Raw genomic sequence first — 16,524 nt, 5'->3', positions numbered from 1 at the left:
TTGGCTGAAAAAAAAGACCGCGATCGTCCGGACAATCAGCCGGGCGGCGGTTGGTCTACGGAAGGGTTAGGCTATCTTCAAAAACAGGTAGCCCGCCAACGTGTATTTGTTGTTCATCCTTATCTTAGAGACAAACCTACCTCCAGCGTTGAGCGTAGCCCGGAAGCTCGCCTTGATGAAGCAATGGGTTTAGCTATTGCCATAAATATCGATTTAATTGGCGGCGAATTAATTCCTCTACGTAATATTAAGCCCTCAACATATATGGGGCAGGGTAAACTGAATGAAGTTTCTCAGATTATTGAGGAACAGGAAATTGATGTTCTGGTCTTCGACTGCGAACTATCGCCTATCCAACAACGAAACCTGGAGCGTGAACTCAAGGTTAAGGTGATTGACCGAACCGCGCTTATTCTCGAAATATTCGGCGATCGAGCCAGCACGAAGGAAGGTGAGCTCCAAGTGGAACTTGCGCACCTTGTGTATCAGCGGTCTCGTCTCGTTCGTTCATGGACACACTTGGAGCGCCAGCGTGGTGGCTCTGGCTTTATGGGTGGTCCTGGTGAAACTCAAATTGAAGCTGACCGAAGAATTATTGCCGATCGCATCGTGCGTATTAAAAAGCAGCTTGAGGCAGTAACACGTACACGTACACTACACCGTGCCCAGAGGCAGAAGACACCATACCCCATTATAGCACTCGTTGGTTATACGAACGCCGGGAAATCAACGCTGTTTAATCGGCTTACAGAGGCCGATGTAATGGCGGAGGATATGCTCTTTGCAACACTTGACCCAACGTTGCGGTCAATTGATATGCCAAGTGGTCGTAAGGTGATCATCTCAGATACGGTAGGTTTTATCTCTGAACTACCTACGATGCTTGTTTCCGCGTTCAGAGCGACGCTGGAAGAGGTTCTCGAAGCAGATATCATCGTACATGTCAGGGATGCGTCTCACGCAGATACTGACGTTCAGAAGCATGATGTATTAAACGTGCTTGATGAATTAGGTGTTGATTTTGAAAGCGAAACTGATGGTACACCAATCTTAGAGGCGCTTAATAAAGCAGATCTAATGGATGATGAGGCTAGAAGCAGTATTGAAGCACATGCCGAACGTCACGACGCATGTATTCCTCTTTCGGGTCTTACAGGATATGGCTGCGAAGACTTAATTCAAGCTATCGATGATATTCTTGGAACCAGAGACCATGAGATTGAGCAATTAGTACCCTACAGCGATGGTGCCACTCAAAGCTGGGTGCATGCAAATACAAAAATCCTGTCCGAAAAGCATGAAGAAGAGGGGGTTCGCTTTCATTTTATTGTGGACCCAATTCTCTGGGCTAAATTCCAAAAGCGTGCCGGTTAATCGGCACGCCTTTCCTCTTTTTTAACTTCGTCCCAAAATGCATCCATTTCTTCGAGGTTGGAGGTTTCTGGCGATTTACCGATCTCTGCTAGCTTTTTTTCTATATTACGGAATCTGCGATCGAACTTAGCGTTGGCTGATCTCAGGCACTCCTCTGGATCAATTTTGAAATGTCGAGCTAAGTTACTAATAACAAATAATAAATCGCCAAATTCCTCTTTAACCTTATCTTCCGGACCACCATTTTGAACTTCGTATAAAAGTTCGTTGCACTCTTCTTGTATTTTATCAATTACTTGTCCGGTCTCCGGCCAATCAAAGCCTACACGGGCAGCTCGATTTTGTAATTTCAGGGCGCGTTGTAGTGATGGGAGGCTTAATGAGACACCATCAAGTGCTGATGGCGTATGTCCTGTTTCCTGGGCTTTTCTTTTGCGTTCGGCAGCTTTGTGTTCTTCCCACGCTTTCGTTTGCGCATCAGCATCTTCAACTGTACCGTCACCAAAGACATGTGGATGTCTGCGAACCATTTTTTCACTAACATTTTGTACTACATCTTCAAAGGTGAAAAGCTCTGCCTCTGAAGCCATTTGTGTGTGAAATACTGTTTGAAACAAGAGGTCACCTAGCTCATCTTTCAGCGCAGGCATGTCGTTGTTTCTTATAGCTTCATCAACTTCATATGCTTCTTCGATAGTGTAGGGTGCAATGGTTTTGAAATTTTGCTCTATATCCCAAGGGCAACCGTGCTCTCTGTCCCTTAATTTTGCCATGATATCCAGCAAATCATTCATGGTATATTTTTCTGACATAATCGCCTGCAATTATCTGATTGACTTTAAAGGCCTAACTTGGCTTTTAAAGGTAAGGTCAATGAAAAGAGAATTACCCATGCATAAATTACTATCAACTTTGTTGCTATATGTTTTCGCGAGTATCGCAGTATTTGCAGAAGACGTTCCAGCACCAGTCGATGAAAATGCCCGCTACTATATTGAAATACCTAAAGGCGGTTTGTTGGATTTCTTCAAATATACACCAATGCGAGTTCCAATGGTTAGTCATCACCGTGGTGGGCCTGTGCCCGGATATCCGGAAAATGCAATTGAAACCATGGATCATGCTCTTAAATATGGCCCGGGTTTGATGGAAGTAGATGTAGCGCAGTTGAAAGATGGTACGCTTATTCTAATGCACGATTATACTATCGACCGCACCACAACAGGAACTGGTAAATTTAAAGATATAACATGGGATTACGTTAAAAAATTAAAGTTAAAAGACAATGACGGCACGGTCACCGAATATGGGGTACCCTTGTTAAGAGATGTGCTTAAATGGGCAAAAGGTAGAGCAATATTAACGCTCGATATTAAGCGTGGCACCGATTTTAAAAAGGTTGTTGAATTGGTTCAAGAAACCGGTGCTGAGGATTACACTGCTGCAATTGCTTACACACTTAAGCAAGCCGTAGCCTTCAATAAAATGGCACCTGATATGCCGATTACGGTTGGGATGATGGATGCCGATGATATAACGGCCGTTGAAGAAAGCGGTATACCGTCAGATAGAGTTATTGCCTGGACAGGTACACGCGAGAAGTCTGCAGAGTTTTACCGGGAAATACACGGTAAAGGTTGGCGAGTGATTATGGGAACTCTCGGTCGGCCTGATCGCTCTATTGATGGCCAAATCGCAGCCAATGACAATGATCAGCGTTATCTGGAAATATTCCAGAAGGGCGCCGATGTAATTGCGACTGATCGATTTTGGGCTGTGAAGCAACAAATTCAAAACCCTAACTTTTTTTTCTTTGTAAAGAAGCAGGTCACGAACCAATAATCGAGTTATTGATAGCCGAAAATTTTGATCAGCTCTGCACAACAGGGCTGGTCTATTTTTATCAATGACTGCTTAGATTTACCTGTAATTTATGTATAGCACTTAATGCTTTTGCTTTAGGATTCTTGCGGTTTTCTTGAGGGAATGTTTGCTTCTATTTATAAACTAAGGTATGCAGGAATCTTGCTGCTAAAGACTTTTGTTGCTTGTTGGGAAGAGGGATCAAGCATTGAAAGAGTTTCGCAGCCTGTAAAACTCGGTTTAGCCGAAAATGTGTTTCCATAGGGGGGAAGGACAGATGAAGGCCAGTAATATTACGGCTATAGTAAAAAACCGTGCGGAAAAGACCATTTCTGTACAAAATGAGACAAAGGGTGATTTTACCGCAATCGTACTTGCTGGAAGCAGGGGAGATTGCCCAGTTGCCTCAGTGTTTGGTGAACAATATAAGGCACTTGTGCCTATATGTGGGAAGCCAATGATTTCTCGTGTTGTGGAAGCTCTTGCAGATTCCAGGTCCGTAAAAAAAGTGATTATCGTTTTTGATTGTGAGACATCACTATATTCTACGTGTCCTGAATTTCATGCTGATAACACGGAAATTGAAATTTCAGTTGTGTCATGCGGTACTTCCATTTGTGATAGCGTTCGCAAAGCTATAGATAGCACAAAGACGGAATGGCCATATCTCGTAACAACAGCGGATCACGCTTTGCTTACATCTGAGATTGTTGACCGTTTCTGCGATGGCGCCAGTTACAATTGTGATTTAGCAGTTGGACTAGTTGAAAAGAAATATCTCGATGCGCAGCATCCGAATTCAAAGCGTACATACCTGCCTTTCAAAGAAACTAAGCTATCTGGAGCTAATTTATTTGCTTTTGTTAACCCAAACGCAGAATCAGCGCTTAGTTTCTGGAAAACGATAGAAAAACAGCGAAAGAAGCCATGGAAATTATTTGCGGCCTTTGGTTGGAAGAATGTTGTCGGTCTTGTAATGAAACGCTTCACCGTTGATGAAGCCTTTATGCGCGCGTCTGGCACACTTGGCGTGCAGGTGAAGGCGGTTAGGCTACCTAATGCTGAAGCTGCAATTGATGTGGATTCGCCCAAAGATTACGCGCAAGTATCAGAAATTTTACAAAGTCGCTCTTTAGCTATCTAACGCTAGTTAAATCTACTTTTTCGAAAATAATACCACGTAAGGTGATGAATCTTACGTGGTTTTTCTCTTTTGATCACATATAGTTTAGATTGGTTTTAATACAAAAAAAACGAATAAGGTTTTATACAGTCCGGATCAAATCTGTAATGAAGGGGCTGTTGATGAACTTCATAAAGAACGCAAAAATTAATACGAGGCTGTTTTGGGGATTCGGTATTCTAATCGTCCTGATGGTCTCATTAACCGTGGTTGGTAGTAATGATGTAAGCAGGGTGAATAATATGCTTACCATTATTAATGACGTAAACAGTGTTAAACAGCGGTACGCAATTAACTTCCGAGGAAGCGTACACGATCGAGCTATTGCACTTCGTGATGTTACACTTCTAACTGACCTCGATGAGCTTGATGAAACTCTCAATGAAATTGAAAAACTTACCGAGGACTACAGTGTATCTGCAGTCGCAATGGATAAATTATTCAGAGAGCGTGATGATATCACTTCTGATGAACGAGCAATTCTAGCAAGAATCAAAGATATTGAAGCAAAAACACTTCCAATTATTGATAGTGTTTTGAAAGCCAGAGATGCTGGTGAAATTGATGAAGCTACCAGTATGGTAGTTTATGAAGCCCGTCCGGCTTTTGTTACCTGGTTGAAAATCATTAATGAGTTCATTGATCTTCAAGAAGAAAAGAACAAAGTCGTCACAGACCAGGCAAGAGGTGTTACGGAGAGCTTCCAGCTACAAATGACGCTGCTCACGCTTGCTGCTGTAGTATTTGGTGTGCTGGTTGCTGGCTGGACAATTGTAAGCATACGGCCTCTTAAAAACCTAACAGATAGCATCCTTCAACTCTCTGAGGGTAATTTAGATGTAACTATTCCGGATTCTAAATCAGGTGATGAAGTTGGCATGATTACTGGAGCAACGAAGGTGTTCCAAGAAAATGCAATTGCGGCTGAAGAACTCCGTAAGCAAGCTGAACTTCAGGAAGAGCAAGAGCGTGAGCGTGAACGTGAACGTCAAGAACGGGAAGCTACTGCAAAAGAAGAACGACGCTTGACTAAAGAGAGAGAAGAAGAAGAGGCTCGCCAACAACGCCGTTCCGCAATGCTTGCACTAGCTGACAGTTTTGAAGGATCAGTTATGAAATTGGTTGAGGAAGTTGCTCTTTCCGCAAAGGAAATGGAAGCTTCCGCCAATTCAATGACATCTTCTGTAGAGCTTTCGACGAGCATTTCATCTGAAGTACTTCAGGCATCTAATGAGGCAAACAATAGTGCACAAGGTGTTGCTAGTGCAGCTAGTGAACTTTCTTCTAGTGTAAGGGAAATTGCTCAGCAGACGAACCAGTCATCATCAGGGGCTGGTGAAGCTGTTAATATGACTGAAATGGCTGGAAGTGATGTTACGAACCTTGAGCAAGCAGCTCAGAAAATTGGTGACGTTATCAAGTTAATCAATGATATTGCGGAGCAAACCAATCTTCTAGCTCTTAATGCAACAATTGAAGCAGCGAGAGCAGGGGATGCCGGTAAAGGCTTCGCAGTTGTAGCCAGTGAAGTGAAATCACTTGCAAACCAAACCGCCACAGCCACTCAAGAAATCAGTACGCAGGTTTCAGAAATGCAGAATGCTACTGGTAAAGCTGTTAAAGCGATTGGGCAGATCCAGTCAAAAATCCGAGGTATTGGTGATACAGCTATTTCAATTGCGAGTGCTGTTGAAGAGCAGGATGCTTCTACGCAGGAAATTGCCAGAAATATCAATGAGGTATCCGCTGTTACTTCAAATGTTACTGAGAAGATTTCAGAAGTAAGAATGAGTGCGGAAGATACAGGGAATAGTGCTCAGATGGTGCTGCAGGCAGCGCAGAGCCTTTCTGTTAAATCAGAAGAAGTGCGTGAAAATGTACAAAACTTCCTAAGCTCTATTCGTTCAGAATAATTGAGATTATAAAACGAAAAAGCCCTGCATTTGGTGGGGCTTTTTTTATGAGCACTTTATGCCGGCAGATAAGCTCTGGTCGAAGCTAGCGATAACAGTTTGTCCACTAGAATATATCAACACGTCTTATAGTGCTTTATTTTGCTATAATTTCTCTTAGATATGTACTTGATTAGTTTGGAGAATAATATGTTTGATAAAATTTCCCAAGTTTTAGGGCTGAAGCCAGATACAGCTTCAAAAGAGGTTTCAGAACTTCATTTGGCCACAGCAGCTTTAATGGTAAGCGTGTCTAAAAGTGATGAAAATTACACTGACGAAGAACGGGAAGTTTTAATCAAAAATCTGCAGAATCATTTCTCATTAACCAAAGACAGTGCCGTTTATATCGCCGACTTAGCTCTGGAAGATGAAAGTGATGCGCCTAGCCTATACCAATTTACCAGAGCTGTGAGTAAAGAACTTGATAATGAGGAAAGACAGGAAATTATCAGACTTCTTTGGCAAGTAGCTTTTGCGGATGGGCATCTTGATAACTTTGAATTAAACATTATTGCTAAAATTGCTGGATTACTTGGGGTTTCCGCCCAAGAACGAATACGAATTAAGCATGAAGTTGAGCAGATAACGCATTGCTCTCAATGATTTGTTTATACCTTGTCATCTAATATATTAGGATGCTGCTAAAGTTTTCAGTTAAAGGTCGGCAAATGGAAAATAATGGTGAAGAACAGCTCTTTAAAGCGGGCGAAACCATCTATGAAGAGGGCGCAGAAAGTGACTGCGCTTATCTTATCCTTGAAGGTAAAATTGATATATTGCGATCAAAAGACGGCGCCTTTTATGAATTAGGTACCCTTGAAGCTGGATCGTTGTTTGGTGAAGCTGGGGTGCTTCAGAATGATGTTCGTTCCACTACTGTTAGAGCGCATACCGATGCCAGACTGCTGATTATCCCAGGTGATACTTTCAGACGCACATTCTCAGATCCTCTTGCGAAGCATGTTGTAACAGCGATGGCTAAAAGACTTCGGGATAGGTATGTACCTGAACGTGAGTTGATACAAAACTCCGAGATTAAAGCTGTTTACAAGAAGAAGCCTAAAACAGCCATGCAAACAGGTGACCCTGTTGTAGAAGGTGTGACACCGCTGGTCTTGGAAAAGTTGGTTGCGCCTGTTCGCATACTAAACTTTCCGTTTTTTATCGGAAATTCTCGAGCACCAGGTGAAATGGCAAGAGAATCTGCTCAAAGCCTGATGTTTCCATTACCCAGTGCGCCAGACCTCGAACCTCAACATTTTGAGTTTGTGAAACACGGCAAGGAAGTTTGGGTTCGAGACTTAGGAACGAAACACGGCACCGTGGTTAATGGTGAAATTGCCAGCAAATTTGGGAAACAAGTAGAGATTAAACTCACGCCTGGGGAAAATATTGTTGGTACAGGTGGTATGAACAGTAAAGTGACGTTTCTAATTACCCTCTAACCCAATATGTAAGCCGACCCATTTCATAATGGTCGGCTTTCTAGTTAGAATGTAAGTGTAAAAACACTGCCCCCATTTTCGGCATCTGAGTGTGATATAGAGCCGCGATGGGCGATCATAATTTGTCGTGCTAAAGCAAGGCCAACGCCGCTACCTGTCCGTTTGGTGGTATAAAAGGGTATAAATATTTTGGGTGCTGTCTCTGCATCTATTCCCGTGCCATTATCTGCGAGTTCTATAACGATACTATTCCTTGAGTTGATATAGGCTTTCAAACTGATATGGCCTTTTTTTCTCCCGGCAACTGCATGTTCGGAGTTCTGCATCATATTAAGCAATGTTTGTTCAATCATTTTCCTGTCTGCAAATAGTTCAAGATTTTGCTGGCTAACGTGAGATTCAAACCGGATATCTTTATTGTTCCAAGATTGAACTGCGAGTTTCTCAATAGACTGGAATAATTCTGTTACAGAGAACTTGGTTTTCTGTGGTGGAGGTAAGCGGGTAAGCTGTCTGTAGCTGCCAACGAATTCTGTTAGTCCTTCGGACCGCCTCGCAACAGTTTGTACAGCATCTCCGATATCTGTTAGGCTTTCTGTAAATTCATTCGGTAATCCAGGTTTTCCTTTGAGGTCTTCCATCAAATCATTGGCGGTATTAGCGAGAGACGCTACAGGAGTAATGGAGTTCATAATCTCGTGGGTCAGGACGCGGACTAAATCCTGCCAAGCTTGTAATTGAGCTGTTTCAAGTTCATTCTGAATATTCTGAAGGCTTAGAAGTCGTTCGCTGTTGCCTCCAATTATGATTTTGGTAGCGGCAATCATAAAATGCTGATCTGTCCCGTCTATATTGAAACGAATGAGCTTTTTCTGCCCCGTTTTTAAAGAGAGTATTTCCGTATAAACATCCTGCCCAAACTGTTTGAGGTCGGAAATGCTTGATAGATGGATATTTCTGAAAAGCTTCCTCGCAGCAAGGTTCCAAAATGTCACTCTATCATTTTCATGGAGCGAAATTAGAGGGAAGGGAACATGTTCAATGAGAGCTTTATGATGTTTAAGTGTTGCCTCTTGATTTGACTGTAACTCTTTAAATTTGTTGAGTATTATGGAAAATGACTTTGTTAGATCATCAAAGCTACTTCGATATCCCTTTAAATCGAAACGTTGGTTGAAATCTTGATGATGTATCGCCGTTAGGAAACGAGCGAGTTCACGGTTCGTAAGCGTAATAAGATGCCAAAGATTATATGTAAGTCCTATTGATATGAGCAGTAAAAGGAGTGTCGTTGCGTGATAGCCTGGGGTGTGAATTAGAAAAGCGAATACAGAGAAAGAAATAAAAACAAGCGTTAATCTTATGCCAAGATGTATAGTGAAATTACTATAGGCCATGTTTTTCCATCCTTCTATATAGCGCCGCACGCGTAAGACCTAGCTCTTTCGCTGCATGGCTTATATTGTAGCGCTGTCTTTTCAAAGCTAGAGTAATTGCCTTCTTTTCCAATTCTTCGAGGTTTAGAGTTTCTCTCTGCTGATTATTTTCTACAGCATGCGCATGCTCAAAAACTTGCCCTTCAGTACTCAATTGAAAGTCAGTTGCTTGAAACTCTGTACTATCGGAAAGAATAACAGCCCGTTCGATTGAATGCCGCAAAGCCCTAACATTTCCGGGCCAAGGCGCTGCTTTAATAGCTTTTAAAGCTTTTTCTGAAAAAGACTTCGGCTGGAAGTTATATTTTTTCGCGTAAAAATCAGCATAAAACGCTGCAATAGCGGGTATATCGCTTGGTCTTTCTCTTAAGGGTGGGACAATAATTTCCACTGTATTTAGACGAAATAGGAGGTCTTGCCGAAATTTTCTTTCGTCAAGAAGTTCCATCTTGGGAAGGTTTGTTGCTGCTATAACCCGAACATCTATATCTTTTTCTTTGGTGCCCCCCACTGGAGTAATCACACGTTTTTCCAGCGCAGTTAATAACTTTGACTGAAGGTGCAATGGAACATTACCTATTTCATCAAGAAAAATCGTGCCTCCATTTGCGGCTTCAAAAAAACCTATCTTGTTTTCGTTTGCGCCAGTGAAAGCGCCCTTTTTATGCCCGAAGAGTTCTGATTCAAACAAGTTCTCGGGGATTGTACCCATATCTACTGATATGAAAACCTTATCGTTTCTAAGTGAACTGCTATGAATTTTCTGGGCAGCTAACTCTTTACCTGTACCGTTTTCCCCGAGAATTAGTACATTCGCATCTGTAGGGGCCGCGCGGGCGATAAGTGACAACATATTTTGAGTTGTTGCACTGTCACCTAGTATAGGACTATCGCTTTTATTTTTGACGTTATTAAGAGCTGCATTCACTTGTTTCAGGTGGCTGGTTTCATTGCGGCTTTTTTTTAGCTTTACGGCAGCTGATAGAGTTGCAATTACCTTTTGGTTTTGCCAGGGCTTAGTGATGAAATCGGTGGCACCACGTTTCATGGCTTCAACTGCCATATCTACGTCGCCGTGTGCGGTTATTAATATAACCACTGCATCTGGGTCGATATTCAGTATTTCTTCCAAGCAATGAAAGCCCTGATTTCCATCTGATAAGCCCGGGCTAAAATTCATATCAAGAAGAATGGCATCAAAAGTTTGGCTGGCCAGCAACGTTGGTATCTGGCTTGGAACGTTAGTGGTAACTACTTTATCAAAATGTCTTTTCAACAGCAGCCTACCAGCTATCAGAATATCTTCATCATCATCAACAATTAGTATTTTACTGCTCATAGCCGTTCCACATGTTTTTGAATTGATGCCCGATATCGAACACTTAGGTGTACGATATCGAACAGTTAAATGTTGTTTTTTGCAAGGAAAAACTATAAAGCCCATTAAAATCAAGGAGTTAATTTCTGGCACGCGCTTTGCTGATTATCTAGTGCAAAATCAAATGGCGAGACCAAAAATAATGAGAATAGAAAATATGGCAACCGGGCTCGAGAACGACAGCGAGACTATAGTAAATAAGGCGCCCAATACCTCTGTTTCCGGTCAGGGGATGGATCGGGCCGTAAGCGAAAAAAAGAAATCAAACCGATATACTTATGCCGTTTTAGGCGCTGTTTTATTGCTGGGCGGTTATTGGGTGGCACAGGAAAGTATCACCTCAGGTAAATCAATAAAACTTGAGCGACATCAGGTAATAATTTCGGAAGTAAAGCAAGGTGTATTTGAAGACGTTATACCCGTTCGTGCTCGTGTAACTCCGTTAAAGACAGTTTTTCTAGATGCTATAGAAGGCGGCAGGGTGGAACGTGTTCTTGTTGAAGATGGCGCAGTTGTTGAAAAAGGCGCCCTGATAGCTGAATTATCTAATACTAGTTTACAGCTGCAGGTAATGGGTAATGAAGCATTGGTAACAGAACAGCTCAATAACTTGAGAACCATCGAACTCCAGCTTGCACAAAACAGACTGTCCCACAAAAGAAATCTCGCTGAGTTTGACTACCAAATACTCAAATTAACACGTCAGGCGGTGCGAGAGGGAAAGCTAATTAAAACCAGTGCCGTTTCATCAAGTCAGTTGGAAAATACGCAAGATGAGTTGGCTTACAATATTGAAAGAAGAAAGCTGACCCTTGAAAGTCAAGCCACAGATGCACGTATTCAGGAACAGCAGTTGAGTTACTTAAAATCAAGAGCAGAACAACTTGAAAGAAACCTGAAGTTTGCGCATCAAAACCTTGAAGCTTTAAGTATAAAAGCACCGGTTTCGGGCAAAATTTCCGGCTTTGATATTGAAGTTGGCCAAAGCATCAGTCGTGGTGGACGTCTCGGACAAATCGATGATCCGTCTAGATACAAACTAGTTGCACATATTGATGAATTTTACTTGGGCCGTGTGGATATCGGTCAAAGAGTAGAATTTGACCGAGATGGGGTATCTTATAACCTACAGATTTCGAAAATATATCCCCAGGTAAATAATGGTCAGTTTGAAGTTGATATGACCTTCGCTGATGAACAAGCCGAAGGTATTCGCCGCGGGCAAAGCCTGCAAACCCGTCTAATGCTGGGCGAGGCAACTATAGGCTTGTTGATACCGAACGGGGCTTTTTATCAGGATACAGGTGGAAATTGGGTGTTCGTCGTTACCAGTGATGGTGCAGTGGCTGTGAAAAGATCTGTGAAGCTTGGACGGCGCAACAGCCGATTTATAGAAGTTCTTGAGGGTCTTGAGGAAGGTGAGCGCGTGGTTACATCACCATATACGAATTACACCGACATGGACCGCCTGAAATTAAACTGAATAAACCAGATACCGACAGCTAACTAAAGAGGATATGCATCATGTTGCAGCTTAATAATTTGTCAAAGATTTATAGAACATCTGAGGTTGAAACTACGGCTCTCGATAACGTAAATATCGAAATATCATCAGGGGAATTTGCCGCTATTATGGGGCCGTCAGGTTGCGGTAAATCTACACTACTTAATATCATAGGAATGTTAGATACACCAAGCTCGGGAGAGTATCTCTTTATGGGCGAAAACATAGCTGGGTATTCAGAAGCATTACTGAGCAATATCCGTAAACGTAATATCGGATTTATCTTCCAGTCATTTAATTTGATTGATGAATTAACTGTTTCCGAAAACATAGAACTGGCTCTTTTGTATCACAGTATTCCCATTAGCGAACGGCGTGACCGGGTTGCGACCGTGATGGATAAGGTGGGTATAGCTCACCGTGCAGGGCATATGCCGTCGCAGCTTTCAGGTGGGCAGCAACAGCGCGTGGCTGTTGCCCGCGCAGTCGTGGGTGATCAAGCGATGATTCTGGCTGATGAACCGACAGGAAATCTGGATAGTTCACATGGTCAGGAGGTTATGGAAATGCTACAGGCTTTAAATGAAGAGGGGACAACAATTGTTATGGTTACACACAGCCCTTCGCATGCCGATTTTGCCCGCCGTACCATCAATTTATTTGATGGGCAGGTAGTAGCTGAAAATATTCGCGCTGCATAAGCATTTCATAAAATAACAAAACGGCGAGAAACCAATGTTTAAAAATTACTTTCTGACAGCATGGCGACATTTGCTAAAAAATAGGCTCTTTACTGCAATTAATATAATAGGTCTGTCTATAGGTTTAATGAGTTGTATTCTTATCCTGCTGTTTGTACAGGATGAGTTATCATATGACCGTATATGGGAAGATTCAGAACGACTTTACCAAGTTAATACCACATATAATTATCCTGGCAGTCCTGCTAATACCACTTCTCGAGTAACAGGTAGAATGAAAGAGGCCATGCGTCTTTATTTTAAAGACGATATCGAAGCGGCTACTCGATTAAATTCTATGAATTCAACAGTTCGTATTGGTGGAAGTGCCTTCAAAGAAGCCATACAATTTGTTGACGCGGAATTCACAGAATTATTCCAGCTAGATGTGATAAACGGCGATATGAGCGTTGCGCTTTCAAATACCAGCAACATTGCAATCAATGCTTCTTTTGCACAGAAGTATTTCGGAAATACTAACCCGATTGGCCAGACACTAGAGGTTGCTGTCTATGACTTGGATAGGGTTTATACAGTAGCGGCGGTTTTCGAAGATCTCCCTCATAATACAACGCTGTCTTTTCAGGTACTTGCGTTGATTGATGAAAGTGCTTTCTTAAGCGCACCATGGGAGTTTGATGGTTGGGATAGTGCAAACGGTTGGCTTTATTTTAAGCTGAAGAGCGATAGTGATGAAGTAAAAGTGAGTAGCCAGCTTAAGGATTTTGTAAACTCAAACGTTGTTATTCCATCTTATGTGTCAACAGATAAAGATGCTCAGCCCACTGATTTTTGGAATTATTCTTTTCAAAAACTCGTTGATGTACAGCTAAACGCAATCAGTAATGATGACCAGATGAAAGAACTGGGTGCCCTCACAAAAGTTGTTTCTTTCAGTATTGTAGCAATGCTTATTTTGGCTGTGGCGTGTGTGAATTTTGTCAATCTTGCAACAGCTAAATCTACAAAACGAGCTCGAGAAATTGCTATCCGCAAGGTGCTTGGGGCGAAACGTGGCCAGCTTATTCGCCAACATCTAGGGGAATCCTCACTGTTGGTGGGAGTAGCTTTACTTATAGGATTAGTGCTGGTTGAGTTACTCCTACCGTTTTTTTCCTCGTTCTTAAATAAACACCTGATATTGGATTTAACTAATCCAATCATTTTATTGCAGTTAGCTTCCTTTGTTATTGTAATAGGTTTGCTAGCCGGAGCTTATCCAGCGCTCGCACTGTCAAATGTAGTTCCAGCAACTGTACTGAAGGCTAATAAATCTTCAGGGCAAGGCCAATCTGCCTTATTGCGGCAAATATTGGTAGTGTTTCAGTTTGCTATTTCTATAGGATTGATTGTAGCGACTGGTGTAATTTATGCCCAAACCCAGTATTCGATTGCGAAAGACGTCGGCTATAACACGAAAAACCTTCTGAGTATTCGTAACTTCGGTACAACTCAGGCTGCCGCACATCAAAAAGCTATACGAGATCAAATCCTAAGACTACCGGGAGTGACCAGTGTTGCAGTTACGAGTTCAAGACCTGCTGGAGGCGGAAGAAACAGTCGAGCCCTTCAGTTGCCAGGGCAATCTATCGGCGGCCTTTCTTTAGCTATTCAGGCTGTTGACCATGAATTTCTTGAAACCTTCAACATTCCACTTATCACTGGCCGAAGTTTTGACCGTGCCCGTTCAACTGACGGGACTCCAAGGGCTGATGGAGCAAAACCTGGTGAAGTATTGCAAGGCACAGTGATGATAAACGAAAAAGCAGTAACACGTTTAGGATTTGGTACGCCCGATCAGGCGCTTGGCAAGGCCATTCGTATTGTTATAGCCATGGTTGAAGGGCAGGAGGTTTATGCAGATTTAAGCGTAATTGGTGTTGTGAAAGATACGGTCTACCACCGGCCAAGGAATGAAGGATGGGGAGAAGCATACTATCTTGAACCAAATTATCCAATGGGCGGTTTAACTATACGTTATGCAGGTGAACGTGCTGAGTTGGTTGAAGGCGTTAGAGGGATTTGGCAAAACCTTATCCCAACGGTTCCGTTCCAGTATGAATTTGTAGAAGATGTTATTCAGCAAGCTTTTTCGGCTGAAAAGCAACTCGCAATCCTATTCGTAGTATTTTCTCTGCTCGCCATCATTGTTGCTTGTATGGGGCTATACGGTTTAGCGGCATTCACCGCGGAGCAAAGAACAAAAGAAATTGGCGTCCGCAAAGTTTTAGGGGCAAGTGTATATGATATCGTCCAGCTTCTGGTATGGCAGTTTTCCAAACCTGTATTGCTTGCTTGTATAGTGGCTTGGCCGGTAGCGATTTTTGCAATGCTTAACTGGCTTGAGACATTCCCATATCGAATGGATACATGGATACTTTTTCCCATTTGTTTGGGGGCAGGGGCGATTGCAACTCTCATTGCATGGGGAACAGTGGGCGGCAATGCAGCTAAGGTTGCTAGAGCCAACCCTGTGAAGGCCCTAAGATATGAATAGCTTTTCATAGGCTATGGACAAAGGTAGGTTTAAAGACTTACCTTTGTCTCAGTTATAAGGCACTTAAATCAGCCTTAAACTTACCTGATGATGCCGTGAGCGACCTATGAATGATCTTCCTCCTGAATTTTCTGATCAGTTTCTTACTGAATTTGATCAACTCCTAAGTTGGCGAAGAGATGTGCGTTCTTTTAAAAAGAACCCGCTGGATGAAGAAAAGTTTGAGAAACTATTAATACAAGCGCTTAAACAATCACCATCTGTAGGTAACTCACAGCCTTGGCGTGCGATAAGGTTAAAAACTTCTGAAATAAGGAAAAAAGTTCGAGCTCATGTAGAGGTTGAACACCAACAATCTGCAAAAATTTACGGTGGAGATGCTGTTAAACATTATAATCGATTAAAGCTGCACGGCTTAGATACAGCGCCTGAGCAGTTAGCGATTTTCTCCGTAAAGGATCCACAAGAAGGCAAAGGGTTAGGGCGGCAAACCATGCCTGAAACTTTAGTGTGGTCAACTATCATGGCGATTCACACTTTATGGTTAAAAGCAAGAGCAGAGGGTATTGGGCTTGGATGGGTTTCAATTCTGAGGGCTGATAAAATGAATGAGATACTGGAATGTCCGGCAGAATGGCAGTTTATAGCGTATCTCTGTATGGGATATCCTGAAGAAGAAAGCCAAACGCCAGAGCTTGTTCGGGAAAAATGGCAAGAACGAGTACCTACAGAAAAGCTGATTTTACACCGATGATATGGTAGGAAAAGCACATCCTGCTGTTCAATTTTCGGTTTCAAGGCACATAATCATTGAAAAAAAACATCCCTTAAAGTATCCGAGTGCCAGATGGTGCTCTGAGAAATCAGAGTGAAAAGGGAAAACGGTGCGATCAAAAAATTGATTTAGTCCGTTGCTATGCCCGTAACTGTAGGTAAAGAGTGAACCCCGAATACCACTGAATGCTGATGTTTGGCAGACGGGAAGGTGGGTGTTTCATGTTTGATTTACAAGCCAGGAGACCTGCCATCGCATCGCCCTCTCTAGCGGTCGGAGCAACCAGTTAGAACGGAAACCCGTGTAGGCGATAAAACCGTTTGCACGGAGGTTGTCTCTTTATTCATCCGACAAGCTCCCTGTTAAGATTAATC

Annotated in this window: 13 protein-coding genes and 1 riboswitch; of the genes, 10 read left to right on the top strand and 3 right to left on the bottom strand. The window is 42.5% G+C overall.

From position 1 onward, the window contains the following. Nucleotides 1-1,374, top strand: coding sequence for a GTPase HflX (gene hflX, locus KFE96_RS11255; RefSeq protein WP_255832688.1), 1,374 nt, complete (start codon nt 1-3; stop codon nt 1,372-1,374). Here hflX and mazG read toward each other — a convergent pair. Continuing rightward, nucleotides 1,371-2,186 (bottom strand): nucleoside triphosphate pyrophosphohydrolase, encoded by an 816-nt coding sequence (mazG, locus tag KFE96_RS11250; RefSeq protein ID WP_255832687.1) that lies wholly within the window; start codon nt 2,184-2,186, stop codon nt 1,371-1,373. The genes hflX and mazG overlap by 4 nt on opposite strands. 79 nt (nt 2,187-2,265) lie before the next feature. Between mazG and KFE96_RS11245 the strand changes: the two genes are divergently transcribed. The 5 genes from KFE96_RS11245 (at nt 2,266) to KFE96_RS11225 (ending at nt 7,820) form a co-directional block, all read left to right on the top strand. Further along, nucleotides 2,266-3,216 (top strand): glycerophosphodiester phosphodiesterase family protein, encoded by a 951-nt coding sequence (locus KFE96_RS11245; RefSeq protein WP_255832686.1) that lies wholly within the window; start codon nt 2,266-2,268, stop codon nt 3,214-3,216. 298 nt (nt 3,217-3,514) lie between these two features. Beyond that, nucleotides 3,515-4,381, top strand: coding sequence for an NTP transferase domain-containing protein (locus tag KFE96_RS11240; RefSeq protein ID WP_255832685.1), 867 nt, complete (start codon nt 3,515-3,517; stop codon nt 4,379-4,381). A gap of 161 nt (nt 4,382-4,542) precedes the next feature. Beyond that, the gene (locus KFE96_RS11235) at nt 4,543-6,333 is read left to right on the top strand and encodes a methyl-accepting chemotaxis protein (RefSeq protein WP_255832684.1); all 1,791 of its coding nucleotides are present in this window, start codon (nt 4,543-4,545) and stop codon (nt 6,331-6,333) included. Nucleotides 6,334-6,522: 189 nt separating this feature from the next. Next, nucleotides 6,523-6,978: a TerB family tellurite resistance protein gene (locus KFE96_RS11230; RefSeq protein ID WP_255832683.1), complete on the top strand. Its 456-nt coding sequence runs from the start codon at nt 6,523-6,525 to the stop codon at nt 6,976-6,978. Nucleotides 6,979-7,043: 65 nt separating this feature from the next. Next, nucleotides 7,044-7,820, top strand: a complete 777-nt coding sequence (locus KFE96_RS11225) for a cyclic nucleotide-binding domain-containing protein (RefSeq protein WP_255832682.1) — start codon at nt 7,044-7,046, stop codon at nt 7,818-7,820. 44 nt (nt 7,821-7,864) lie between these two features. Here the strand turns inward: KFE96_RS11225 and KFE96_RS11220 are convergent, their stop codons facing one another. Both KFE96_RS11220 and KFE96_RS11215 read right to left on the bottom strand, forming a co-directional pair. Next, entirely contained in the window at nt 7,865-9,217 is a 1,353-nt protein-coding gene (locus KFE96_RS11220; protein ID WP_255832681.1) for a PAS domain-containing sensor histidine kinase, read from the bottom strand. Further along, nucleotides 9,207-10,595 (bottom strand): sigma-54 dependent transcriptional regulator, encoded by a 1,389-nt coding sequence (locus KFE96_RS11215; RefSeq protein WP_255832680.1) that lies wholly within the window; start codon nt 10,593-10,595, stop codon nt 9,207-9,209. Before KFE96_RS11215 ends, KFE96_RS11220 begins: the two co-directional genes overlap by 11 nt. A gap of 25 nt (nt 10,596-10,620) precedes the next feature. Between KFE96_RS11215 and KFE96_RS11210 the strand changes: the two genes are divergently transcribed. The 4 genes from KFE96_RS11210 (at nt 10,621) to bluB (ending at nt 16,129) form a co-directional block, all read left to right on the top strand. Beyond that, complete coding sequence (locus KFE96_RS11210; RefSeq protein WP_255832679.1) at nt 10,621-12,117, top strand: efflux RND transporter periplasmic adaptor subunit; 1,497 nt, start codon at nt 10,621-10,623, stop codon at nt 12,115-12,117. 41 nt (nt 12,118-12,158) lie between these two features. Then, the gene (locus KFE96_RS11205; RefSeq protein WP_255832678.1) at nt 12,159-12,839 is read left to right on the top strand and encodes an ABC transporter ATP-binding protein; all 681 of its coding nucleotides are present in this window, start codon (nt 12,159-12,161) and stop codon (nt 12,837-12,839) included. A gap of 34 nt (nt 12,840-12,873) precedes the next feature. Then, on the top strand, nt 12,874-15,375 hold the full coding sequence (locus KFE96_RS11200; protein ID WP_255832677.1) for an ABC transporter permease: 2,502 nt from the start codon (nt 12,874-12,876) through the stop codon (nt 15,373-15,375). Between the two features lie 106 nt (nt 15,376-15,481). After that, complete coding sequence (gene bluB, locus KFE96_RS11195; protein ID WP_255832676.1) at nt 15,482-16,129, top strand: 5,6-dimethylbenzimidazole synthase; 648 nt, start codon at nt 15,482-15,484, stop codon at nt 16,127-16,129. Between the two features lie 77 nt (nt 16,130-16,206). Beyond that, a riboswitch (cobalamin riboswitch) is annotated at nt 16,207-16,419 on the top strand. Nucleotides 16,420-16,524 lie beyond the last annotated feature (105 nt).

Source organism: Kordiimonas sp. SCSIO 12603, assembly GCF_024398035.1.
Taxonomy (GTDB): Bacteria; Pseudomonadota; Alphaproteobacteria; order Sphingomonadales; family Kordiimonadaceae; genus Kordiimonas.
The sequence above is the reverse complement of the archived record's forward strand: the minus strand, read 5'-3'. Positions and strand labels throughout refer to the sequence as shown.